At 68.4% G+C, this 22110-nt stretch carries 25 protein-coding genes; 17 read left to right on the forward strand and 8 right to left on the reverse strand.

The window, feature by feature from the left end:
* Positions 1-84: 84 nt before the first annotated feature.
* Positions 85-816, reverse strand: coding sequence for a dienelactone hydrolase family protein (locus ACWEPL_RS34170; RefSeq protein WP_452438631.1), 732 nt, complete (start codon positions 814-816; stop codon positions 85-87).
* A gap of 297 nt (positions 817-1113) precedes the next feature.
* Here ACWEPL_RS34170 and ACWEPL_RS34175 point away from each other — a divergent pair, with 297 nt between their 5' ends.
* Positions 1114-2535: an ankyrin repeat domain-containing protein gene (locus ACWEPL_RS34175; protein ID WP_452438632.1), complete on the forward strand. Its 1422-nt coding sequence runs from the start codon at positions 1114-1116 to the stop codon at positions 2533-2535.
* A 106-nt stretch (positions 2536-2641) separates the two neighbouring features.
* On the opposite strand, the gene ACWEPL_RS34180 is transcribed toward ACWEPL_RS34175, so the two are convergent.
* Positions 2642-3484, reverse strand: a complete 843-nt coding sequence (locus ACWEPL_RS34180) for an SDR family NAD(P)-dependent oxidoreductase (RefSeq protein ID WP_452438633.1) — start codon at positions 3482-3484, stop codon at positions 2642-2644.
* A 90-nt stretch (positions 3485-3574) separates the two neighbouring features.
* On the opposite strand from ACWEPL_RS34180, the gene ACWEPL_RS34185 reads away from it, so the two are divergent.
* Positions 3575-4153 (forward strand): TetR/AcrR family transcriptional regulator, encoded by a 579-nt coding sequence (locus ACWEPL_RS34185; RefSeq protein WP_452438634.1) that lies wholly within the window; start codon positions 3575-3577, stop codon positions 4151-4153.
* Positions 4154-4379: 226 nt separating this feature from the next.
* Here ACWEPL_RS34185 and ACWEPL_RS34190 read toward each other — a convergent pair whose 3' ends face one another.
* Positions 4380-4778 carry a VOC family protein gene (locus ACWEPL_RS34190; RefSeq protein WP_452438635.1) on the reverse strand — a complete coding sequence of 133 codons (399 nt, stop codon included), beginning with the start codon at positions 4776-4778 and terminating at the stop codon, positions 4380-4382.
* Positions 4779-4871: 93 nt separating this feature from the next.
* Here ACWEPL_RS34190 and ACWEPL_RS34195 point away from each other — a divergent pair, with 93 nt between their 5' ends.
* A complete protein-coding gene (locus tag ACWEPL_RS34195; protein ID WP_452438636.1) occupies positions 4872-5861 on the forward strand; it encodes a helix-turn-helix transcriptional regulator in 990 nt (329 codons plus the stop codon).
* Positions 5862-6190: 329 nt separating this feature from the next.
* On the opposite strand, the gene ACWEPL_RS34200 is transcribed toward ACWEPL_RS34195, so the two are convergent.
* Complete coding sequence (locus ACWEPL_RS34200; protein ID WP_397373491.1) at positions 6191-7201, reverse strand: LacI family DNA-binding transcriptional regulator; 1011 nt, start codon at positions 7199-7201, stop codon at positions 6191-6193.
* 222 nt (positions 7202-7423) lie between these two features.
* Between ACWEPL_RS34200 and ACWEPL_RS34205 the strand changes: the two genes are divergently transcribed.
* From ACWEPL_RS34205 to ACWEPL_RS34240, 8 genes are all read left to right on the forward strand, one after another.
* A complete protein-coding gene (locus ACWEPL_RS34205) occupies positions 7424-8710 on the forward strand; it encodes an extracellular solute-binding protein (RefSeq protein WP_452438637.1) in 1287 nt (428 codons plus the stop codon).
* The gene (locus tag ACWEPL_RS34210; RefSeq protein WP_452438638.1) at positions 8707-9666 is read left to right on the forward strand and encodes a carbohydrate ABC transporter permease; all 960 of its coding nucleotides are present in this window, start codon (positions 8707-8709) and stop codon (positions 9664-9666) included. The genes ACWEPL_RS34205 and ACWEPL_RS34210 overlap by 4 nt, the downstream gene beginning before the upstream one ends.
* A complete protein-coding gene (locus ACWEPL_RS34215; protein WP_452438639.1) occupies positions 9663-10505 on the forward strand; it encodes a carbohydrate ABC transporter permease in 843 nt (280 codons plus the stop codon). The genes ACWEPL_RS34210 and ACWEPL_RS34215 overlap by 4 nt, the downstream gene beginning before the upstream one ends.
* 137 nt (positions 10506-10642) lie before the next feature.
* Positions 10643-11476: an iron uptake transporter permease EfeU gene (efeU, locus tag ACWEPL_RS34220; RefSeq protein WP_350728642.1), complete on the forward strand. Its 834-nt coding sequence runs from the start codon at positions 10643-10645 to the stop codon at positions 11474-11476.
* An 11-nt stretch (positions 11477-11487) separates the two neighbouring features.
* The gene (gene efeO, locus ACWEPL_RS34225; protein ID WP_449900817.1) at positions 11488-12633 is read left to right on the forward strand and encodes an iron uptake system protein EfeO; all 1146 of its coding nucleotides are present in this window, start codon (positions 11488-11490) and stop codon (positions 12631-12633) included.
* A gap of 15 nt (positions 12634-12648) precedes the next feature.
* A complete protein-coding gene (gene efeB / locus ACWEPL_RS34230) occupies positions 12649-13902 on the forward strand; it encodes an iron uptake transporter deferrochelatase/peroxidase subunit (RefSeq protein WP_452438640.1) in 1254 nt (417 codons plus the stop codon).
* A gap of 527 nt (positions 13903-14429) precedes the next feature.
* Positions 14430-15662 carry an ATP-binding protein gene (locus ACWEPL_RS34235; RefSeq protein ID WP_452438641.1) on the forward strand — a complete coding sequence of 411 codons (1233 nt, stop codon included), beginning with the start codon at positions 14430-14432 and terminating at the stop codon, positions 15660-15662.
* Between the two features lie 386 nt (positions 15663-16048).
* A complete protein-coding gene (locus ACWEPL_RS34240; protein ID WP_363962692.1) occupies positions 16049-16471 on the forward strand; it encodes a hypothetical protein in 423 nt (140 codons plus the stop codon).
* Positions 16472-16624: 153 nt separating this feature from the next.
* Here the strand turns inward: ACWEPL_RS34240 and ACWEPL_RS34245 are convergent, their stop codons facing one another.
* Complete coding sequence (locus ACWEPL_RS34245) at positions 16625-16954, reverse strand: CGNR zinc finger domain-containing protein (RefSeq protein WP_452438642.1); 330 nt, start codon at positions 16952-16954, stop codon at positions 16625-16627.
* 84 nt (positions 16955-17038) lie between these two features.
* On the opposite strand from ACWEPL_RS34245, the gene ACWEPL_RS34250 reads away from it, so the two are divergent.
* Complete coding sequence (locus ACWEPL_RS34250) at positions 17039-17524, forward strand: hypothetical protein (RefSeq protein ID WP_452438643.1); 486 nt, start codon at positions 17039-17041, stop codon at positions 17522-17524.
* 100 nt (positions 17525-17624) lie between these two features.
* Complete coding sequence (locus ACWEPL_RS34255; RefSeq protein ID WP_452438644.1) at positions 17625-18137, forward strand: hypothetical protein; 513 nt, start codon at positions 17625-17627, stop codon at positions 18135-18137.
* Positions 18138-18145: 8 nt separating this feature from the next.
* Here the strand turns inward: ACWEPL_RS34255 and ACWEPL_RS34260 are convergent, their stop codons facing one another.
* Positions 18146-18280, reverse strand: a complete 135-nt coding sequence (locus ACWEPL_RS34260) for a hypothetical protein (RefSeq protein ID WP_452438645.1) — start codon at positions 18278-18280, stop codon at positions 18146-18148.
* A 43-nt stretch (positions 18281-18323) separates the two neighbouring features.
* Between ACWEPL_RS34260 and ACWEPL_RS34265 the strand changes: the two genes are divergently transcribed.
* The gene (locus ACWEPL_RS34265) at positions 18324-18683 is read left to right on the forward strand and encodes a hypothetical protein (RefSeq protein ID WP_363962687.1); all 360 of its coding nucleotides are present in this window, start codon (positions 18324-18326) and stop codon (positions 18681-18683) included.
* Positions 18680-18949: a hypothetical protein gene (locus tag ACWEPL_RS34270; protein ID WP_363962686.1), complete on the forward strand. Its 270-nt coding sequence runs from the start codon at positions 18680-18682 to the stop codon at positions 18947-18949. Before ACWEPL_RS34265 ends, ACWEPL_RS34270 begins: the two co-directional genes overlap by 4 nt.
* Before the next feature lie 13 nt (positions 18950-18962).
* On the opposite strand, the gene ACWEPL_RS34275 is transcribed toward ACWEPL_RS34270, so the two are convergent.
* Together ACWEPL_RS34275 and ACWEPL_RS34280 are read right to left on the reverse strand one after the other, a co-directional pair.
* A complete protein-coding gene (locus tag ACWEPL_RS34275) occupies positions 18963-19181 on the reverse strand; it encodes a hypothetical protein (protein ID WP_452438646.1) in 219 nt (72 codons plus the stop codon).
* Position 19182: 1 nt separating this feature from the next.
* Complete coding sequence (locus ACWEPL_RS34280; protein ID WP_452438647.1) at positions 19183-20088, reverse strand: hypothetical protein; 906 nt, start codon at positions 20086-20088, stop codon at positions 19183-19185.
* A 112-nt stretch (positions 20089-20200) separates the two neighbouring features.
* Between ACWEPL_RS34280 and ACWEPL_RS34285 the strand changes: the two genes are divergently transcribed.
* Both ACWEPL_RS34285 and ACWEPL_RS34290 read left to right on the forward strand, forming a co-directional pair.
* Entirely contained in the window at positions 20201-21163 is a 963-nt protein-coding gene (locus ACWEPL_RS34285) for an STM4015 family protein (protein WP_452438648.1), read from the forward strand.
* A complete protein-coding gene (locus ACWEPL_RS34290; RefSeq protein WP_452438649.1) occupies positions 21163-22110 on the forward strand; it encodes an STM4015 family protein in 948 nt (315 codons plus the stop codon). The genes ACWEPL_RS34285 and ACWEPL_RS34290 overlap by 1 nt, the downstream gene beginning before the upstream one ends.

A 22110-nucleotide genomic window follows, 5' to 3' on the forward strand; every position in this document is an offset into this window, starting at 1 on the left:
CCGCTGTCCCTCCCTGCTGGTCACCTCGCTGACGGCGAGCAGGACGGTGTCGTCGTCCAGCGCGGCGCCGACTACGGACGGGTGTCAGCCCAGATGCCGGGCGAAGAACCGCAGCGAGCTGTCCGTCTCGAACCGCGGCAGATCCCCGTGCTTGCCGGGATTGGCGTGCAGCGTCTTCTCGGCCGAAGCGAAGGCGTCGAACAACGCCAGGCCCTCGGCCCGCGGCACCCGCTCGTCGTCCCACTGGAGCAGGAACTGCACCGGTACGGTGATCCGCGCCGCGCTCTCGGCCAGCGTGGTCGCCCCGAGCAGGCCCAGCACCGCGGCGCCGACGCGGGGTTCCGCGGCGACGAACGGGACGCCGAGCCCGCAACCCATCGACACACCCCAGTAACCGACCGGACCTGCGCCGACGTGGTCGAGCTGCTGGAGCGCGGTCAGGACCGCCTGCCATTCCGCGACGGCCTGACCGGCCAGAAGACTGTGCATGGCGAGGACCTGCGCGGTCGCGTCCTCGCCTGCGGCCGCGCGGGCCCGCATCTCGGTCGCGATCCGGCCGAACTCCTCGCCCTTCGGCCGCTCGCCGTGGTTGGGCGCGTCGATCGCGGCGACCGCGAACCCGCCCTCGGCGACGAAGTCGTGCGCGCGGGCCAGGATGCCGGGCGCCTTCTTGTGCTGCCCGCCGCCGTGTCCCATCAGGATCAGGGGACGAGTGCTCGGGGCGGCTTCCGGCGTCCACAGCACGCCGGGGATCTCGCCGAGGGTGAAGAGCTGTTCGGTGACGCCGTCCGACGACGTCCGGGAGATGAAGCGCATGGCGTTTCAAGCCTTTCGGGAGGCCTTCTGCGGGCGCTCCCTAGACCATGCGTGGGAGGGAGCCCCGACCTGTCACAGCGTTGATCGGTCTCACCTCCTCGAGTTCGCGGCGATGCACGGCGCCGCCGAAGCTATCACAACACGTGGAGGGAGTACGCTGTGGCTGGCGTTTCGGGACGCGACCGGTCCGCGGAAAGGGCTCAGCCCACCCGATCTTCATGGTGTTCAGTCATGGTGCAGTTCCTCCTTTTCGGCCCGAAGATGCGGACGTCGGGCATAACCGGAAGGGAGGTCTTCGTGGCGAACCGTCTGCCCGAAAACCCCAGCCTCGACCACCTGAAGAACGAGGCCAAGCAACTGCTGCGCGGCGTACGCGCGGGCGAGCTCCGCGCACTCGCGACGGTCGGCGGGTGGTATCCGGGTGCGCCGTCAGAACTGCGGTTGGCCGACGCGCAACTGGTGGTCGCCCGCAAGTACGGCTTCACCAGCTGGCCGCAGTTGCGGGCACACCTGGCGATGCTGGGCAGGTTCGCGCGCCGGCCGCACGAGGTGGGCCCCTCGGCCGACCCCGCGACCGAGTTCCTGCGGCTGTCCGGCCTCGCCTACCACGGACCCGCGAGGACCGAGGCGGCGGCGCGGCTGCTGGACAGGCGTCCCGAGACGGCCGGCGCGTCGGTGTGGACGATGGCGGCGCTCGGCGACGCCGCCGGGACGGCCCGCGCGGTCGCGTCCGACCCCGCATCGGCCCGGGCCTCCGGCGGCCCCTTCGGCTGGGAGCCGCTGCTGTATCTGACCTGTTCACGGGAGGCGCAGGCCGACGCCGTGGGGACGGCGCGGGTCCTGCTGGAGGCGGGAGCCGATCCGAACGCCGGCTACCTGCCAGAAGGGCTCGGACCGCCGTTCACCGCCTTGACGGGCGCGCTGGGCGGCGGGGAGCTGGGGCAGCCGCCGCATCCGCGGGACCTGGAACTGGCCCGGGTGCTCCTGGAGGCCGGGGCGGACGCCAACGACGGCCAGGCTCTGTACAACCGCGGAGTCATGGGCGACGACACCGGCTACCTGGAGCTGCTGCTGGAGTTCGGGCTCGGCGGCGGGGACGGCGGGCCATGGGCGGCCAGGCTGGGACGCGTACAGGACTCCCCGGCCCGCATGCTGGCGAACACGGTGCTGACGGCCGCGTTGCGTGGCCAGGCAGGCCGGATGCGATGCCTGCTGGCACACGGCGCGCCCGCGGACGCCAAGAGCGACGGGCATCCGTTCTTCGGCGGGCACACGGCGCTGGAGCTCGCTCTGCTGGGCGGGCATACGGACGTCGCGCGGCTCCTGTCCGACGCGGGGGCCTCCGGCACCCTGCGCGGGCTGGACGCCGCGGAGGCCGCGATCATGCGAGGCGATCGGGAGCAGGCCGGGCACCTGCTGAGCGCCGATCCCGGACTGGCCGGGCAACTCGTGACGCGGCGGCGGGATCTGCTCATCAGGGCCGCGGAGTACGGCCGGGTGCCTGCCGTACGGCTGGCCTGCGGGCTGGGTTTCGACGTGAACGCGCGCCTCCCGGCGACGGCGCTGCACAAGGCGGCGCGGGCAGGCGACCTGCCGATGGTGCGAACGCTGGTGGAGTTGGGAGCCGACCCGTCAGGACGGGAGCACGACTACGACGCCACGCCGCTGGAGTGGGCACAGTTCGCCGGCCAGGCCGAGGTGGTGGACTTCTTGCGCTGATCACCACCACCATCTCATCATCAAGCATCCCGGTCCCCCGCACGCCCCCAGCCTCCGCGGCGACCCGGCCTGCTCCTTGCGCTTGCTGCGGGACCGCCGCGGTGCGTTACCGAGTTGCGGCGATCTGTCCGAGCAGGTCCGTCGTCACGCGGTCGAGGCGGGCCGCGGCGTCCGGGTCGAAGTCCTTGCCGGTCATCGGCAACGGCTTGCCGCGCATGTAGGCGGTGACGGCGGATCCGGGCGCGGCGTCCAGCAGTGCGGCGATCGGCACGATCGCCTTGCCGACCGGCATCGCGAAGAACCGGGCGAGCGCCTTGGTGACGGCACGCCTGGGCTGCGACAGCGGGTCGGCCATGCCGGTGTTCACGAAGCCGGGGTTGTAGAGGACATAACGCGTACGGGCGGCCGGGTGGCGAGCGGGGAAGCCGGCTCCCAGCAGGTCGTTGCAGCGCGAGGACTGCATCGCCGCGCGCATCCCCGTGTAACCGTCGCGCCACTGGAGGTCGTCCCAGTTGACGCGGCCCGGCAGGCCGCCGGGTCCGGCGATGTTCATCACGACGGGCGCCTGCGCGCGTTCCAGGTGCCCCATCAGGCCGTGGCCGATGACGAACCGGCTCAGGTAGGCGAGCGCGAAGGTGAACTCCAGCCCGTCCGCCGTCTCCTCGCGCTTGGGCCGGAACCGCTGGGCCGCGAACACCAGCCCGTCCACGGCCTCGGTGGTCGCCTTGACCTCCTCGACCACCTGCCGCATGCCCGCGACGGTGCTCAGATCGGCCCGGAGAAACACGGCCCTGCCCTCGGCGCCGAGCCGGTGCGCCTCGGCGAGGAAGGCACGCCCCTTGTCCTCCCCGCTGGCCACGGCGATCACGCTGTCCCCGCGCCCCAGGAAATGCAGCCCGAGGCCCTTGCCCATGCCGTCCGTGCCGCCGGTGATCACGTATGTACGCATTCCCGAGCCCTCTCAAGTCATCGATCGGTGACAAGAATGCTAGGCCCGGTGGATGGTTAAGTCAACGTACGATGACTTAGGATGATTTGCATGGACCAGCCGAAACGCCGCGACAAAGCCGCCACCCGCGCCAAGCTGCTCGACGCCGCCCGCCTGCGCTTCGCCCGCCAGGGCTACGACGGCACCGGCGTACGTGAAATCGCGGCCGACGTGGGCGTCGATCCGGCCCTGGTCTTCCGCTACTTCGGCTCGAAGGAGCAACTCCACGAGGAGGCCGTACGCGTGGAGATCCCGGCCGGCCTCACGGACGATCCGGCGCGTCCGCTCACCCACATCACCGACACGCTGCTGCACGATGTCGTCTTCGCCGACTGGGAGCAGTTCGCCGGCGAGCACCCGCTCCTGGTGATGCTGCGCTCCGCGGGACGCCCGGCCATCCGCGAACAGCTGCGTACGCAGATCTGCGAGGGCTACCTGCCCGACTTCGCCGAGAGGATGGGAGGCGAGAACCCCGCCCTGCGGGCCGAGATGGTGGGCGCGCTGCTGCTCGGCATGGGCGTGATGCGCTCGCTCCTCGGCAGCCCCGCCCTGAGCGACGCCTCCTTCGAGGAGACGCGCGCGCTGGTCGCCCGCCTGGTCACTGCCTTGAGCGATCAACCCTCTCGATAACCCCAGTTATGCGCCTTTTGTCGCGGAGCGCCGGCCCGGCGCGGGGCTGACCCGAGTCACCCGCTCAACATCGCCACGATCGTCCGGGAGACGCAGGGCACGCCGCTTCTGCACGAGTGGCGCGAGAAGACGGAGAAGGGCGAGGTCATCGGGAACCGCATGATCGACGGCCACCCCTCGGTTCTCGTGGGCAGGGTGGGGCGTTCGTGCTCGGCGGTGCGTGGCGTCAACCTGCGAACTTCTCGACAGCCGCCGGGGTGACGGGGGTGAAGAAGTTGACGAGGTTGCCGTCGGGGTCGCGGAACAGCAGCGACCGGTTGCCCCAGGGCATCGTGGTGGGCTCGTTGACGAAGTCGGTGACGAAGCCGGTCAGGTTCCGGTGAACGCGATCCACGTCGTCGACGAGGAACTCGGTGATCACGCTGTGGTTGTCCGCCGGGCGGGCAGAGCCCGGGGCGAACAGCGGGACGGTGCGAGTGCCGGCGATCGCGAGGGTGGCCTTGGGGGTCCTGAGTTCGGCGAAGTCCTCGGTGGCCCACACCGCACGCACCCCTGTGGCTCGTTCATAGAACTCGACGAGGCGCGCGACGTCGCTGGTGATGATCCGGATCGAGACGAAGTTCATTGGGGAGCTCCTTGGCTGTGCTGGTGTCGTGCGCTTCGCAGACTAGGAGAAATAGTGGACAGAATCGGTCCTGTATTCGCATAGGCTGCGAACATGCCTCGACCCACTGGGCGCGTGCTGACACTCCTGGAGCTGCTGCAGTCGGGCGGCATCCGGACCGTGGCCGAACTCGCCGACCGGCTCGGCGTCGAAGGACGTACCGTGCGGCGGTATGTGGACCAACTGATCGATCTCGACGTGCCCGTGGAGTCGGTGCGCGGCCGCTACGGCGGGTACCGGCTCGCTCCCGGGTACCGCCTGCCGCCGCTCATGCTCAGCGACGACGAGGCGCTGGCCGTGCTGCTCGGCCTGGTCGCCGGCCGCCGAGCAGGGTTGATGACGACGCAGCACACGGCCAGCGAGACGGCATCGGCCAAGATCCGGCGGGTGCTGCCCAAGCACCTCGCCCGCCGGCTCGACACACTCCTGGAGTCTCTCGCCTTCACGGATCAGCCCGGCGAGTTCGCCGCCCCGGACGCCGGGATCCTGCTCACCATCGCCGATGCGGTACGCCACCGCCGACCGGTCTCGATCCGCTACACCGACCGCGACGGGCGGCTCAGCGAACGCACGCTGCACGCGTACGGGATCGTCGCCCATTCGGGCCGGTGGTACGTCACCGGCAACGACGCCCGGATCGGCGAGGACCGGACCTTCCGGCTCGATCGCATCGCGGACGCGAGGGCCCTGCCCGGCTCATTCGACGCGCCCGCAGGTCCGGGTCCGGCACAGCGCGTGTTGTCAGGGTTCGCCACGGCTGAGTACCGGCATGAGGTGACCTTGCGGATCCACGGGACAGTTGAGCAGATTCGCGCCCACCTTCCCGCCAGCGTCGCGAGCCTGGAGGAGCACGAGCCCGCGGCCGGCGAGGACCGGGCGAGCGAGCGCTGGCTGCGCGTCGAGCTACGGGTGGAGCGGCTCGACTGGTTGCCTCCGGCACTCGCCGCACTCGGCCGGCCGTTCGTCATCGAGCGCCCCGACGAACTGCGCGACCGCGTCATCGCGCTTGCCGATCACCTCGCGTCCTACGCCCGCCAAGCCTGACGGCGAGGAACCAATGTCATGAGGTGGCACACCTGGTCGTCGTCCAGCAGGGGCCGGCCGCCGGACGCGACCAGGCCGAGGGCGAGGACCGGACGGTCAGCGCCGGCACCACCGTGGTGCACGCGAACCGCACCGGCTTTCCCGAAACCAGCTCCTGTCGCACACCGAGTTACCGGCTCCGGCCCGAACTCGGGGATGTCTGCTGGTGTCTCGCCTGTTCAGGGATATCGGCAGGCCCACGGGGGCCTTCGGCGGGCGGGGCGGGGTCCAGCAGGCCCACCACCCGGATGGGCAACGGGTGGGCGAGCCTGGCCCACCTACCCGGATGCCTACTCGTGGCGGGCCGTGCTGTCTCGGACGATGAGTTCCGTTGCCAGTTCGACCCGCTTGGTCTCCGGGACCTCGCCGCGGCCCATGGCCAGGACCGTGCGGGTGGCGAGGGCGGCCATCTCCTGCAGCGGCTGGCGTACCGTGGTCAGGGGTGGCCAGGCCGACTTGGACAGGGGCAGGTCGTCGAAGCCCACCACGCTCAGGTCCTCGGGGACGCGAAGGCCGCGCTGGCGGGCCGCCTCGAACACGCCGAAGGCCATCAGGTCGCTCCCGGCGAAGATCGCCGTCGGGGGCGTGTCCAGGGAGAGCAGTGCGTGGCCCTCGTCGTGGCCCGACTCCACCAGGAACGTGCCGCGGCGGATCAGCTCCGGCTCGATCGGCACCCCGGCCGTCTCCAGGGCCGCGCGGTAGCCGTCCACGCGGGCCTGGCTGCACAGCATGTCCGTGGGGCCGCTGATCATGCCGATGCGCCGGTGGCCGAGTTCGAGCAGGTGGCGGGTGGCGGCCAGGCCGCCGTTCCAGTTGGTGGCCCCGACCGAGACGACGCCGGGGGCGGGCTCGCCCTCCGGGTCGACCACGGCGAACGGGAGCGAGCGCGCGCTGAGCTGGGCCTGGATGCCGGTGGACAGGCGCGAGGCGACGATGACCACGCCGTCGGTACGGCGGGCGGCCAGGCGTTCGAGCCAGTCGCGGCCCGGTCCGGCATGGGTGTGCAGGACGGAGATGACCACGCTGGCCCCGGCCTCGTGGGCCGCCCCCTCCGCGCCGCGCACGATCTCCATGGCCCACGGCGACTCGATCTCGGCGAAGACCAGGTCGACCAGGCCGGCCGGGGTGTCGTCCTGGCTGATGCGCCGCTGGTAGCCGTGTTCCTGCAGGAGTCGTTCGACTCGATGGCGGGTCGCCGGAGCGACCTCTGGACGTCCGTTGATGACCTTGGACACCGTCGGAATGGAGACCCCGGCCTCTTCCGCGATCAGTGCGATCGTCACCCGCCGCTTCGCTGACACGTTCGGGAGTGTATCCGAAAGTTTCGGTTTGGGATCGCTCCCACCCGAGGTGTTGACGCTTTACGCAGCGTTTACCTACGATCCAGGCAGCGAAACTATCGGGGAGATAACGAAATTTTCGCACGGTGCGCCGCACTGTGCCCCATGAGTCACGCTGAGTCCCGCGAATCACGTGCAGGGGTCCGTACGGCAGGCCGAGCCAGTCTGAGGGAAGGACCCCTGATGAAACGCAGTCTGGTGTTGATCGCGACCGCAGTGCTCATGACCGGCTGCGGCGGTGGGGGCGGTGGGGGCAGCAGCACGGCCCCCCAGCAGAGCGGCTCGGCCGCCAAGGTCACTCTTGAATGGTGGCACCTGTCGACCACGGAGCCGCTCAAGTCCCTCTGGGCGCAGCGGGCCAAGGAGTTCGAGGCCAAGCATCCCAACGTCACCATCAAGGCGACCGTCCTGGAGAACGACGCGTACAAGGCCAAGCTGACCACGATCACGCAGTCGGGCAAGGCTCCCGACCTGTTCGCCACGTGGGGCGGCGGCGTGCTCAAGCAGCAGATCGACGCCGGGCTGGTCAAGGACATCTCCTCCGACGTCGCCGACGTCCTGCCCAGCTTCACGCCGGCCGCGCTGGGCGCGTACCAGGTCGACGGCAAGACGTACGGGCTCCCGACCGACATCGGCCTGGTCGGCTTCTGGTACAACAAGAAACTCTTCGCCAAGGCCGGCGTCACGCAGCCGCCCGCCACGTGGTCGGCGTTCCTCGAGGACGTCAAGAAGCTCAAGGCGGCGGGCGTCACCCCGATCGCCCTGGCCGGCAAGGAGAAGTGGCCGGGCCACTACTACTGGGCCTACCTCGCCATGCGCATCGCCGGCCTCGACGCGCTCAAGCAGGCGGCCGTCGACCACGACTTCACCAAGCCCGACTTCGTGGCCGCCGGGCAGCAGGTCAAGGCGCTGGCGGACCTGCAGCCGTTCCAGAAGGGCTTCCTCGGCGCGGGGTACGGCACCCCGGACGGCCAGGCGGCCACCGTGGCGAACGGCAAGGCCGCCATGGAGCTGATGGGCCAGTGGGCGCCCGCCGTGCAGAAGGACGCCGGCAAGGGCCTCGGCGACGACCTGGGCTTCTTCCCCTTCCCCGCGGTCGAGGGCGGCAAGGGCTCGATCTCCGACGCGTTCGGCGGTGGCGGCGGCCTGGCCGTGGGCGCGGACGCCCCCGCGGAGGCCGTGCAGTTCGCGAAGTTCATGACCGAGATGGACAACCACTCCAAGGCCGTGGCGGCCGGCGGCGTGCTGCCGGTGCTCAAGGGCGAGGAGAGCGCGGTCACGGACCCCAACCTCAAGCAGGTGGCGACCCAGCTGGCCGCGGCCGGCGGCTACCAGCTCTACCTCGACCAGGCCTACCCGCCCGCCGTCGGCCAGCAGGTCAACGACAGCGTCGCCGAACTCATCGCCGGTACGAAGACGCCGGAGGAAGTCGGCAAGGCCATCACCGAAGTGGCCAAGAGCGAAGGATGACGACCCTCGTCAAGGGGCCGGAGGCGGTCACGCGTCCGGCCCCCTCCCCTGCCGCCAGGCGGCGCGGCCGCTGGGTGACCATCGCCCTGTTCCTGCTCCCCGCCCTGGTCCTCTTCCTGCTGCTGGTCGTCGCACCCATCCTCGTGGCGTTCTACGCCAGCGTGTTCAGGTGGAACGGCTTCGGCGGCCTGCCGACCAACTTCATCGGGCTCGACAACTTCACCCGGCTCTTCGGCACCGAAATTTTCGGCCAGGACCTGTGGCACCTGCTGGTCCTCGTGCTGCTGTCGGTCTGCGTCCAGCTCCCGTTCTCGCTGGCCATCGCGATGCTGCTGAACCAGCGCATCCGCGGGCGGGCGCTGTACCGGGTGGTGTTCTTCGCGCCGTACGTGCTCTCCGAGGTCATCACCGGCGTGCTGTTCTCGCTGATCCTCTCGCCCGAGTCCGGCATGGCGAACCAGGTCCTGTCGGTGTTCGGGCTCGACTCGGAGTGGCTGGCCGACCCCGACACCGTGATGCCGTCGCTCTTCCTGGTGATGATGTGGAAATATTTCGGCTTCCACATGATGATCTATCTCGCGGGGCGGCAGAGCATCCCGAACGAGCTCATCGAGGCCGCCCAGATCGACGGGGCCACGAGCTGGAAGACGTTCCGGCACATCACGCTGCCGCTGCTCGGGCCGACGATCCGGATCAGCGTCTTCCTGTCCGTCATCTACACGATCCAGCTCTTCGACCTGGTGTGGATCCTCACCCAGGGCGGGCCGTCGCACTCGTCCGAGACGATGGCCGTCACGATGATGGACTGGGGCTTCAAGCGCTCCCAGGTCGGCTACGCCAGCGCGATCAGCGTCGTGATGTTCGCGCTCAGCCTCGTCTTCGCCCTCGTCTACCAGCGGTTCGTGATGCGCCGCGACCTGGAGGGCGCGACCACCTCGATGGGAGAGCGCCGATGATCCATCGCAAGAAGTCCTCGCCGCGGCGCAACACCCTGCCGCTGCATCCGATCGCGTGGGTCGTCGGCCTGTTCATCATCATCCCGGTGGTGTACGCGCTGATCGGCGGCTTCAAGTCCACCAGCGAGCTGTCCACCAACCCGCTCGGGCTGCCCAACACCTGGGCCACAGAGAACTACACCGACGTGATCGGCTCCGGCTCGTTCTGGCTGCAGCTGTGGAACAGCACGTTCATCGCGGTCGTGACGACCGTGCTGACCGTCGGGGTGTCGGCGCTGGCGGGGTTCGTCTTCGCCAGGTTCGCCTTCCGCGGCAGGGAGCTGTACTTCACGCTGTTCACGGCCGGGCTGATGTTCCCGTTCGCGGTGGCCATCCTGCCGATCTTCGTGCTGCTGCGCACGTTCGGGCTGCTGGGCAACCCGCTCGGCGTGATCCTGACGCAGGCGGCCTTCGGCCTGCCGCTGACGATCATCATTCTGCGCGGCTTCTTCCGCGGCATCCCGGGCGAGATCGAGGAGGCGGCCATCATCGACGGCTGCAGCCCGTTCGGCTTCTTCTGGCGGATCCTGCTGCCGATGGCCAGGCCCGCCATCGCCACCGTCTCGGTGCTGGCCATCGTGGGGAGCTGGAACAACTTCATGCTGCCGCTCGTGGTCTTCAACGAGGAGTCGAGCTGGACACTGCCGCTGGGCATCCAGCAGTTCCAGGGCCAGTACGCCTCCGACACCGCCCGCATCCTGGCCTATCTCGTCCTGGCCATGGTGCCCGCGCTCGGCTTCTACGCCGTCGCGGAACGTCACCTGGTCGGCGGTCTCACCGCGGGCGCGACGAAGGGGTGATCACCTTCCACCTGCGAACGTGACTCGCCGCACACTGTCGCTTCCAGCTCTTGCGCTAGGTATGCTTCGCCTGCCCTAATTTAGGTAAGCCTTTCCTCAGGGAATGCCAAGCAAAACCTCAGCAAACGGGAGTGACGGTGCTCGCCAGTTACCTCATCGGACTGCGCGAAGGTCTCGAGGCGGCACTCGTCGTCTCAGTCCTGGTCGCCTTCCTGGTCAAAAGTGACCGCAAGGACAAGCTCCCGCAAGTGTGGACGGGAGTCGGCGCGGCCGTCGCGCTGTCCGTGGGGTTCGGGGCACTGCTGACGTTCACCGCCGCCCATCTGGGACACACCGGGCAGGAGCTGTTCGACGCGATCACCTCGCTGCTCGCCGTCGTGTTCGTCACCTGGATGATCTTCTGGATGCGGCGGGCGGCCCGCGCGCTCTCCGGCGAGCTGCGGGGCAAGCTCTCCGACGCGCTGGAGCTCGGCTCGATCGCGGTGGTCGTGATGGCGTTCCTCGCCGTCGCCCGCGAGGGGCTGGAGACGGCGATCCTGTTCTTCGCCTCCGTGCAGGGCGCCGTCACCACGCCGGAGCCGCTCATCGGCATCAGCCTGGGGCTGCTCACCTCCGTACTCATCGGCTGGGGCCTCTACCGCAGCGCCGTGAAGATCAACCTCACCAAGTTCTTCACCTGGACGGGGCTGCTGCTGATCCTCGTGGCCGCGGGCATCTTCAAGTACGGCGTGCACGACCTGCAGGAGGCCAACATCCTGCCCGGCCTGAGCACGTACGCCTTCGACATCAGCAGCGTCATCCCCGCCGACTCCTGGTACGGCACCCTGCTGTCGGGCATGTTGAACATCACGCCCCAGCCCAGCGTCGCCGAGGTCATCGCCTGGGCCTGCTACCTCGTCCCCACCCTTTTCTTCTTCCTGCGCAACACGCGGGTGAAGTCCACGCCGTCGCCCGCTTCCTCCGCGGCCTGAACAGGAGCATCATGCGCACCCCCATCCGCCTGTCCTTCGGGGCGCTCGCCCTGGCGACGCTGGCCGCCTGCGGCTCGGGCAACACCCCCGCTGCCTCCCCCGCCTCCGGCTCCGCCCCCGCGAAGCCGGGCAAGGTCACCGTGGCGGCGTCCGACACGGAGTGCAAGGTCGGCGCGTCCGAGGTCGCGGCGGGCACCACGACGTTCACGATCACGAACGGCGGCACCAAGGTGACCGAGTTCTACGTGTTCGCCCCCGGTGACCGGGTCATGGCCGAGGTCGAGAACATCGTTCCCGGGCTGACCAGAGAGCTCATCGCCGAACTTCCGGCGGGCGCGTACGAGACCGCGTGCAAGCCGGGCATGGTCGGCAAGGGCATCCGCAACGCGTTCAAGGTGACCGGCGAGCACAAGGCGCTCACCGAGGACGCCAAGCTCGCCGACGCGGTCGCCAGCTACAAGCGCTACATCAAGTCGCAGAGCGACACGCTGCTGGTCAAGACGCAGGAGTTCGTGGACGCGGTCAAGGGCGGGAAGATCGACCAGGCCAAGGAGCTGTTCCCGGTCGCGCGTACGTACTGGGAGCGCATCGAGCCGGTGGCCGAGATCTTCGGCGACCTCGACCCGGCCATCGACGCCCGCGAGGCGGACCTGGCCGACGGCGAGGAGTGGACCGGCTTCCACAGGATCGAGAAGGACCTGTGGATCAAGAAGGACATCAGCAAGGACGGCGCCATCGCGGACAAGCTGATCGCCGACGTCAAGACGATCGTGGACAAGTCGAACGCCGCCGAGCTGACCCCCCTGAACCTGGCCAACGGCGCCAAGGAACTGCTCGACGAGGTCGCCACCGGCAAGATCACCGGCGAGGAGGACATCTGGTCGCACACCGACCTGTGGGACTTCGACGCCAACCTCGAAGGCTCCAAGGCGGCCGTGCAGTCGCTCAGGCCGGTGCTGGAGGATCGGGCTCCCGACCTGGTCAAGACGCTGGACGAGAAGTTCACGGCGGCCGAGGCGGCGCTGGACGCGCACCAGAAGGGCGACGGCTGGCAGCTGCACAACGAGCTGTCCAAGGCTGAGCTGAAGACCTTGTCGGACGCGATCAACGCGCTGGCCGAGCCGATCAGCAAGATCGCGCCGGTCATCACCAAGTAGCGGGAGGTGACGGCAATGAGCCAGCGGGTGAGCCGCAGGGGGCTGTTCGGGCTGGGAGCCGCGGGCGCCGCCGTGGTCGGGGCCGGGGTCGTGGCCGCGAACACACTCTTCGAGGAGCCGCCGGTCGCGCACGCCTCCTCGACCTCCGACCCGTTCCCCTTCTATGGCGAGCACCAGTCGGGCATCGTCACTCCGGCGCAGGACCGGCTGCACTTCGTGGCGTTCGACGTCACCACGGACAAGCGCGCCGAGCTGGTCGAGCTGCTGCAGGAGTGGACGGCGGCGGCCGCGCGGCTCACACAGGGCAAGGAGGCCGGGTCGTACGGTGCGGTGGGCGGCGCGCCGGAGGCCGCGCCCGACGACACGGGCGAGGCGCTGGGGCTGCCCGCGTCGGGGCTGACGCTGACGATCGGGTTCGGGGCGTCGCTGTTCGACGAGCGCTTCGGGCTGAAGGACAAGCGGCCGGCCGCTCTCGCCGACTTGCCGAAATTTCCGGGAGAGCAGCTCATTCCGGAAATTTCCGGTGGGGACATCTGCGTGCAGGCGTGCGCCCACGACCCCCAGGTCGCCGTGCACGCCATCCGCAACCTGGCCAGGCTCGGCTTCGGCAAGGTCTCCGTACGCTGGTCGCAGCTCGGCTTCGGCCGTACGTCGTCCACGTCCCGCTCCCAGACGACCCCCCGCAACCTGATGGGCTTCAAGGACGGCACCAACAACCTCAAGCTGGAGGACGCCGCCCTGCTCCGCGACCAGCTGTGGGCCGCCGCGCAGGACGGCAGCGACTGGATGGCGGGCGGCTCGTACATGGTGACCAGGAAGATCCGGATGGCGATCGAGACCTGGGACCGCACGTCGCTCGTGGAGCAGGAGCAGATCTTCGGCCGGGACAAGGGCGAGGGGGCTCCCTTGGGCAGGAAGGCCGAGTTCGACCTGGTGGACTTCGCGTCCAAGGGGGCCGACGGGCAGCCGAACATCAAGGACGACGCCCACGTACGGCTCGCCCACCCGACCTCCAACGGCAACGCGCACCTGCTGCGCCGCGGCTACAACTTCGTGGACGGCTCCGACGGCCTCGGCCGCCTGGACGCGGGCCTGTTCTTCATCGCCTACCAGCGCGACCCGCGCAAGCAGTTCGTACCGGTACAGATGAACCTGGCCAAGCACGACGCCCTCAACGAGTACATCAAACACGTCTCCAGCGGCCTGTTCGCCTGCCCACCCGGGGTCCGCGACGCCGGCGACTACTGGGGCCGCACCCTCTTCGGATAGCCAGCAGTAGGTTGCGCGCCGCCGCCCCACCCGTTGCCCCTATTACCAAGTGGGCCTGCTGGACCCCGCCCCGGGCCAAAGGTCTTCGCGGGGAGCGCTTCGCGCTCGGGGCTCAGGCGTCCTCATTTGGGCGCCTGGCGGCGCAACCCCCGCGCCTCGCGGCGCCATCGCCCGCCCGTTGCCCGGTCACCGGGTGGGCCTCCTGGAGCCCACCCCGAGCGGTCCTCGCTGCCGCTCGGTCGCCTTCCTGGAGCGCGCATGGTCCTTCGCAAGGGGGCGCTTCGCGCACGGGGCTCAGGCGATGCTTCCAGTCGGGCCAAGCCCCGACCCCTTCGCTGGGACGCTCTTCGGCAAAGCGCCCACATAGGCATCGGCAGAACGCCCACGCCTCATGTGGCAGAACGTCCACGTAATATTCGGCAGAACGCCCACATAGCTAGCGGCAAACTGCCCACAAAACCGGTTGACCTCCGGTAATCTCCGTCAGTGTGACACAGCCAGCTCTGTTCTCTCGCCGCGCCCAAGCCATGACCCTGGAAGCACTGGCGGACACGCGGGTGGTCGTCGTCAACGGCGCTCGGCAAGTTGGAAAGAGCACGCTGGCGAGCTTGATCGCCAGCCAGGTGGACAACGCCCGCCAGCTCTACCTGGATGACCCTGCGATCCTGGCCGCAGCCGAAGAGGATCCCGTCGGCTTCGTCCGGCACGACGCACTTCTGCTGATCGATGAGATCCAGCGTGCCCCGCAACTACTCCTGCCGATCAAGCACGAGGTTGATCGGGATCCGCGAGCAGGCCGTTATCTCCTCACCGGTTCCGCACGCCTACTGGACCTACGCGATCTGCCAGACGCCCTGCCGGGCAGGACGGAGACCATCGAGTTGTGGCCACTGTCCCAGGGGGAGATCGACAGCGCTCCGGATGGCTTCGTGGATTACGTCTTCACACATGGCGCCGACGTTTCCATGCGTCCCTGCTCGCTGCGTAAGCCTGACTACGTGGACAGGGCGCTGCGCGGCGGCTACCCGGAGGCGGTCCGGCGGGACCCGGGACGCCGGCGCAACAGGTTCTTCGACTCCTACATAACCGATCTGATCACCAGAGACGTCCGCCAGATCTCCGACATCGAGCGTCCGGCAGAGATGCGCAGGCTTCTCAGCGTCATAGCGGCCCGGATGGGAGGACTGGCGGTGGTCCAGTCGATCGCCGGCGACGTGGGTCTTCCTCGGATGACGCTCTCCCGCTATTTGGACCTCCTGGAACTGGTCTTCGTGATCAAACGCATACCTGCCTGGTCGTCGAATCTCACTCGCCGCGCCATCTCCACGCCCAAGCTGCTCGTCACAGACAGCGGACTCGGCGGCCAGCTCATCGGCATGTCACCAGAACGCGCTAGAGACGTCACCGCCCCCGTTGGCCCACTGCTCGAGAATTTCGCGATCGGTGAGGTGGCACGTCAGCTCACCTGGGCCAACGAACCCGTCCAGCTGTTCCACTACCGAGACCGCGACAAAGTGGAGGTGGACATCGTCCTGGAGCACGCATCCGGCGAAGTGATCGGCATTGAGATCAAAGCCGCCGAAACCGTCCGAGGCGACGACTTCCGTGGACTGCGCCACCTGGCCGACAGGCTCGGAGCAAGATTTCGCGCTGGGTTCGTCCTCTATACCGGCGAACAGGTCCTGCCTTTCGGCGAGAGGCTGCGCGCGCTCCCCATGGCGTCCTTGTGGACGCTCGGCAACACGACCGAGAAGGAATAGCCAGGTCAGCGCGCCAAAGCACGTATTTCCCTGTGCGGGGCGGGCGGATCTGGAGCCGAGCCGGTGGCCCAGATCTGTTGAGCACACCACGAGAGTCACTATCGCCTCCCGGCCTGCCGCCATTACTCGCCCTTCGTACGGACAGCCTCTGGTCCGTTGCTGGATAAGGGCAGCCCTTGGGACTATCCGCAATTCCGCTTGCCCGGCGGCCGCGGTCGGCGAAAGCGCCCTTGCAGGCGCTGGCCGCACAGAGGTGGAGGCGTTGCCAGCCGCCCGAGGCGGCGTTCCATACTCTTTTACTGTGGATACACGGATGTTGTGGCATGGCGGGGTCACGGGTACGGATGGAGCCGGCGTCCCCCTCCACCGACCTGGTACGAGGAAACATGAGTCGTGACGTCTCCGTCGGCCTGGAGTTCCAGCGCGACATCGACTTCGAGGAAATCCTCGATCGGCTCGCTCGGGCCGGTTGGGAATTCCTCCGCGAAGAGGACTCCATCTGGTACTCGACCGACTCCGACTGGAAAGTTCTGCCACTGGCCCGCCTGGACGAGGCGAAGCGCGACATGCGTACCGCTTACGAGGCCGGGGAGGCAGTGAGCATCACGGCCAGGCTGCCCGATGAGGAGACCTTCGCGAACGTGCTGTTCCACGAGAAAAGGACGTCGGTCTGGCTGATCCCCCTACTGGATTACCGCGCCATCGCGCACCTGCCTGAGTTCGTCGATCTCGGCTGGTATCTCGAGAGGTTCCTGGCTCCGTGCCGAGATCTGCCCATCCTTCGAACGGAAGCCAGCGAGCAGCGGTGACGGTGCCGGATGGGAGGGCATGCTGACGCGCCGGGCGGTTGAGGGTCTCGCTGCCGCCGGGAGCGCGACGAGCTCGGTGGAGGTGCCGGCAGGACCTTCAACGGCGGTGGGGAGCCTCAGCCACTGCGGGCCTATGCGCCCTGGCGGGCACCCTCAGCGATGGCGGGCGCGGTTGGCGCAGCGGGTCGAGCAGAACTGGCGCTTGCTCGGGCGACTGTGGTCCCCGAAAGCGTCCTCACAGGGGTCGGCCGTGCAGAGGCGCGGGTGTCCCCAGTCGCCCGTGGCGGCGAGGTCGAGCAACTCGGCGACGGATCGTACGGCGAGCTGTTCAGCCAGGTCGGGCACCATCCGGAGCGGTGAGCCGCTGGCGTGGTACTCCACCCGCGTCCTCCACCACCAGCGGTCCTCGTTGCCGCTCGGTCGCCTTCCTGGGGCGCGCCTGACGCGCACCATGATCTGCCTGAGTCGCTGGTGTGCGATCATCGCACCCACCTCGCAGAACGGCCCGACGCCACCGCTCCGTTAATGGTTGTACGTCCTGGGAGCCAGCCTGGAACCATGACGGCCATGAAACGAGTCGTGATCCTGGGGCGTGGCGGTTCAGGAAAGTCGACGCTGGCGGCCCGCCTGGGCACAATCACCGGACTCCCCGTCATCGAGCTGGACAAGCACTTCTGGCGACCAGGTCTTGAAGCGACGCCTCCCGATCAGTGGGCTGCTATCCAAGGTGAACTCGTTCGGGCCGAGACTTGGATCATGGACGGCGACCTCGGTCCCTTCGACGTCTTGGACGTCCGGCTCCAAGCGGCGGACACCGTCATCCTGCTGGACTTCTCGTTCTGGCGCTGCGCCTGGCGAGCGATCCGACGCTCTCGAGAACGCGCCGACTTCTGGTTGTGGGTATGGGCCTACCGACGCCGAAGTCGACCGCTTCTCCTCACGGCGGTCGCGACTCACGCAGGTGATGCGAAGCTGCATATGATCCGGAATCCGTACGCGCTGAGACGCTTCATAGCCCAGGTCACGGACGATCAGGCCTCAGCCCGACCGTAACCACATCCATGCCAGCCGAACACCACTTCCCCACTTTCTGCCGCCGGAGGCGGGATACCGATGCGATCATTCACCTGAAGCATGCCCTTACCGTTGAGGCGTGCAAGAGGCGCTCACGTATCTAGGTCAGACATTCATCAACTTTCGTGAGTTCCTCTTCGAGGATCACGCACGTCGCTGGGTCGACATCAAGCGCTTCGGTATGTCTCACTCGAATGTCGGCGATACCCACATACTGACGGAGCTGATCGGCCATGAGCAGTTCCGGGACGACTATGCCGGAGGGGGAGTCGAGGCCGATGGGCTTCGCCATGGCCCCTACTGGCTGCGGAACGTGAGCCCGGCCGCATACGTGCGCATGGACGAGATGGGCGCGAACGCCATGCTGCGCGACTGGGCGGCACAGTCCGGCCCTCTTCCTGTGGCTCTGTCCGCCCGGCTGGAGCACGAGGTTCATCCGCTGGTCGCAGGAGCCACGGAGAGATACCGGCTCTCAGATCTCGGTCATGAGGCCTTTCACGACTGGGGTGGGGTTCATATCGACTTTCACGAGCTGGTCTTCATCGACCGCCCCGCCAAGATCTTGTCGCTCCTGGTCGCCGCTGACGACTGAGCGCGGGTTCAGGAGGGCTGGTAGGTCGGCCGGTCAAGGACGTACCGCTGCTGGTGTGTAGTGGAGTTTCCGCGGGTGAGGCGGCGGGCCAGGCCGGCGATGGCGGCCCACCGGATGATGGCCTCGGATCGGCTGGGCCGCATGATTCCTCGCTGAACATGACATCGATAGGGGAGGAGTTCGCCCGTGCTGCAGGAACTCTGCGAGCAATCGCGTTCACGTCGTACCCTGAAGACCATGAAAGGCGGTGTCATGAGTGCTCAGCCCGTTGGCAGTGGCCCGGTAGACCATCCGAGAGTGCCGAAGACGATCGGCGGCATCTCCAACGCGCTGCGCGGAAGCCGCCGCGCTCAGTTCTTCGCCGAGCTTCTGGAAGCTCAGCAGGGCCCTGAGCTAGACGGGGTCTTGACCGCTTGGTGGGGTCGCGCGATGCTCGACACCGATCCCGACCGGGATCGGGTACGCGCGGCGGCCGAAGCCGGAACCCTGCCGACCATGACCATGGATGAGGTCCTCCGTCGACGGCGGGAGAGCGGCACCCGGTGAGCGAGGACGACGATCTATGGCCTGTTGTGCCTTCAGAGATCGTGGCTGACACGCTTGCTGACCCGTCGGTCTCAGCGGAGGTCTTCTCGACGGTGGCGGCACTCACGGTCGCGATCTGTGAGGACCCATGGCTGACTGGAAGCGAGCAAGTCGGTGCCGATCTCGACTGGAGGGAGATCTTGATACCTAAAGGGTATGGCATCGCGGAGTATCGGATCGACAGGAAGAACCAGCAAGTAATCCTCACCCGCATAGTTCTGTTCTGACAGAATCCGCTTGTCACCGCTCCTCACTCTCGATCATCTCCTGCAGTCGGGGCAGCACTGATCCCTTTCCGTACCAAGTTTGAAGCCGGTCGGATAAACTGGTGAACAGGTCCTGCCTTTTGGGCGGGTCTGGGGTCGAAACGTTCAAGAATTCGCCATTGTCGAAGTGCGGAACGTTTCCGGCTTCGTCTACCGCGATGTGGTGGACATGCCACAGGACGTGCACCTTCACGCTACTCATCCCCGTCGAGGTCGAAGGCGACGTCGGCGAGCCGGACCGTGCGCACCTCCGAGTCGTCCAGGAGCTTGCGCACGTCGGCGAGTTTCCAGCTGTCTACGACAAGCCCGTACACGAGGCCTTCCTTGGCCGCCCCGTCGAGCCACCTGTAGTCCAGCATGAACGCGCTGAGGTCGTACCCCTCGCCGAGTTGCCCGACCCACTTGCGGAACTCCGCCAGCGCCGGCTCGGGCTCGGTTTCGCACTGGTAGGTGAGTTCGCCCTGGATGAGGTCCTCGGTCATGTCGCGGTTCCAGACGACCGCGTTCAACGGGGGATCGTTGCTGGAGTCGTCGTACTGGAACCAGGACGGGGCGTAGACGTAGGAGACGTCCCGTCCTCCGCAGATCTTGTGCCTGCGGTTGAAGGCGATGAGCCGCTCGCTGGTCATCGGCTTCGCGAACTGCACGACCGCGACCACGTCGAGCGTCTGGGGAAGCGCGTCGATGGTCTTCCGAACGTCTGCCGGGACGACTTCGGGGTCCGCCTCCAGGACGGAGATCGCATAGGAGAAGCTGCCGGACGGCCCGTCGAGGGAGGGGGCCCGGACGGTGCCGAACCAGTTCGGGACGATCTCGTACTCTTTCCCCCCACCGCCGGGACCGGCCAGGCGTGGCTCGCCCCGCAGGGTGTAGGTGGTGTTCAGCAGCCATCCGGGGTCGTCGTGACCGCCCGACAGGCGCTTGTCCGGGTTCGCGACGCGGGCGGCGGTGCCGTACACCAAGGCCGTCCGCTCGTCGTCGACGAACAACCACAGAAGCCGGTCGAACGCGCTCAAGGCCAGGTACAGCGCCGTGGTGACGGCCAGGACCTTGATGAGGGACCGGGCCACGTACGCCCAGTCGGGCTCCCGCACGTTCATCGGCGCGCTCCTAGATCAAATCGGGTACGGCGCACCATAGCCGGTGGGACGGAAGTGTCGGCCGGTTCTGGTAGGACAGGACGCGTCAGGCCCCCCGACCCGAGGATCATCCGTGACCGACGACGACAATCCGAGCTGCTCGGACCGCTACACCGGCACCTACGCCGGCCTGCCCGTGGCCGACGTCCCCAGGGACGAGGACGGGTGGCAGCCCGACCCCGGTTCCGTGGCGTGGCGGCTCAGCGCCGGCTGGGACGGCGGCCGCATCGCCGAGTGCTTCGACCGGTTCTTCGCGCACGTCGACACCGCGAAGGTCACGGCCGTCGTGATCGGCGCGTGGGAAGACTGCTACAGCGACAGCAGCGCATCCATCGTCCGCCGCCTGGCCGACGAGGCCGGCAGGCTGCCCGAGCTGCGCTCGCTCTTCCTCGGCGCGATCTCGTCGGAGGAGTCCGAGATCTCCTGGATCCAGCAGTCCGACATCACGCCGCTGCTGGAGGCGTACCCGAAGCTTGAACGGCTGGAGGTGCGCGGCGGCTCCGGGCTCCGGATGCGGCCGGTGCGGCACGAGGCGCTGAAGAAGCTGCGGTTCGAGTCGGGCGGCCTGGACGGCTCGCTGGTCCGCGCCGTGGCCGCCAGCGACCTGCCCGCGCTGGAGCACCTGGAGCTCTGGCTGGGCGTCCCCGAGTACGGCGGCGACAGCAACGTCTCCGACGTCGACCCCATCCTCAGGGGTGAGCGGCTGCCCGCGCTGCGTCATCTGGGGCTGCAGGACAGCGAGATCCAGGACGAGCTCGCCGCCGCCGTGGCCACCGCGCCGATCGTGGCCAGGCTCGAGACGCTGCGCCTGTCGATGGGCGTGCTCACCGACGCCGGGGCGGAGGCGCTGCTCAGCGGCCAGCCGCTGACCCATCTGCGCGTGCTCGACCTGCACCACCACTACATGTCCGACGAGATGATGCGGCGGATGACCGAGGCCCTGCCCGGGGTGGAGGTCGACGTGTCCGAGAACGAGGAGCCGGACGTGGACGAAGAGGACGGCGAGACGTGGCGTTACGTGGCGGTGGACGAGTGATGCGGGAGTTCGACGAGCAGCCCAGCCACTACGAGACCTACGACCAGAGCTACGTCGGCCTGCCGGTGGCCGAGGTCCCCTGGCAGGGCGACGACGAGAAGCCGCCCGAGGCCGGGTCCGCGGCCTGGCGGCTCAGCGCTCACGCCTACGACGACGACCTCCCCGACCACATCGCCGAGTGCTTCGACTGGTTCTTCGAGCACATCGACACCTCGCAGGTCACCGCCGTCGTGATCGGCGGTTGGGAGGAGCCTTACGACGGCGACAGCAGTCACCTCGTCCGCCGCCTGGCCGACGAGGCCGGCAGGCTGCCCGAGCTGCGCTCGCTCTTCCTGGGCGCGATGTCGCCGGAGGACTGCGAGATCTCCTGGATCACGCAGTCGGACATCACGCCGTTGCTGGAGGCGTACCCGAAGCTGGAGCGGCTGGAGGTGCGCGGCGGCACCGGTCTGCGGTTCTCGCCGGTGCGGCACGAGTCGCTGAAGGTGCTGCGGTTCGAGACGGGAGGGCTGCCGGGAGAGGCGGTTCGCGGCGTCGGCGCGTGCGACCTGCCCGCGCTGGAGCACCTCGACATGTGGTTCGGGGTCGACACGTACGGCGGTGACGCCACAGTGGGCGACGTCGCCGGGATCCTGGGCGGGGAGCGGTTGCCCCGGCTGCGCCACCTGGGGCTGCAGAACAGCCAGATCCAGGACGAGCTCGCCGCCGCCGTGGCGTCCGCGCCGATCGTAGCCGGGCTCGAGACGCTGAGCCTGGCGATGGGCGGGCTCACCGACGCCGGGGCGGAGGCGCTGCTCAGCGGCCAGCCGCTCACCCACCTGCGCCGGCTGGACCTCTCTCACCACGACATCGGCCCCGAGATGAGGGCCCGCCTGACCGCGGCGCTGCCGGGCGTAGACGTCGACCTGTCCGGCCCGGGCACGGGCTACGTGGCCGTGACGGAGTGA

Source organism: Nonomuraea sp. NPDC004186 (assembly GCF_053603495.1).

Bases quoted from the DNA above. Each gene is read 5' to 3' on its own strand.
- ACWEPL_RS34215 (WP_452438639.1), top strand. From the start codon at position 9,663: ATGATCCATCGCAAGAAGTCCTCGCCGCGGCGCAACACCCTGCCGCTG.
- ACWEPL_RS34240 (WP_363962692.1), top strand. From the start codon at position 16,049: ATGAGTCGTGACGTCTCCGTCGGCCTGGAGTTCCAGCGCGACATCGAC.
- ACWEPL_RS34290 (WP_452438649.1), top strand. From the start codon at position 21,163: ATGCGGGAGTTCGACGAGCAGCCCAGCCACTACGAGACCTACGACCAG.
- ACWEPL_RS34250 (WP_452438643.1), top strand. From the start codon at position 17,039: ATGAAACGAGTCGTGATCCTGGGGCGTGGCGGTTCAGGAAAGTCGACG.
- ACWEPL_RS34260 (WP_452438645.1), bottom strand. From the start codon at position 18,280: ATGCGGCCCAGCCGATCCGAGGCCATCATCCGGTGGGCCGCCATCGCC.
- ACWEPL_RS34235 (WP_452438641.1), top strand. From the start codon at position 14,430: ATGACCCTGGAAGCACTGGCGGACACGCGGGTGGTCGTCGTCAACGGC.
- efeO (WP_449900817.1), top strand. From the start codon at position 11,488: ATGCGCACCCCCATCCGCCTGTCCTTCGGGGCGCTCGCCCTGGCGACG.
- efeB (WP_452438640.1), top strand. From the start codon at position 12,649: ATGAGCCAGCGGGTGAGCCGCAGGGGGCTGTTCGGGCTGGGAGCCGCG.
- ACWEPL_RS34190 (WP_452438635.1), bottom strand. From the start codon at position 4,778: ATGAACTTCGTCTCGATCCGGATCATCACCAGCGACGTCGCGCGCCTC.
- ACWEPL_RS34245 (WP_452438642.1), bottom strand. From the start codon at position 16,954: ATGATCGCACACCAGCGACTCAGGCAGATCATGGTGCGCGTCAGGCGC.
- ACWEPL_RS34180 (WP_452438633.1), bottom strand. From the start codon at position 3,484: ATGCGTACATACGTGATCACCGGCGGCACGGACGGCATGGGCAAGGGC.
- ACWEPL_RS34210 (WP_452438638.1), top strand. From the start codon at position 8,707: ATGACGACCCTCGTCAAGGGGCCGGAGGCGGTCACGCGTCCGGCCCCC.
- ACWEPL_RS34170 (WP_452438631.1), bottom strand. From the start codon at position 816: ATGCGCTTCATCTCCCGGACGTCGTCGGACGGCGTCACCGAACAGCTC.
- ACWEPL_RS34205 (WP_452438637.1), top strand. From the start codon at position 7,424: ATGAAACGCAGTCTGGTGTTGATCGCGACCGCAGTGCTCATGACCGGC.
- ACWEPL_RS34185 (WP_452438634.1), top strand. From the start codon at position 3,575: ATGGACCAGCCGAAACGCCGCGACAAAGCCGCCACCCGCGCCAAGCTG.
- ACWEPL_RS34195 (WP_452438636.1), top strand. From the start codon at position 4,872: ATGCCTCGACCCACTGGGCGCGTGCTGACACTCCTGGAGCTGCTGCAG.
- ACWEPL_RS34280 (WP_452438647.1), bottom strand. From the start codon at position 20,088: ATGAACGTGCGGGAGCCCGACTGGGCGTACGTGGCCCGGTCCCTCATC.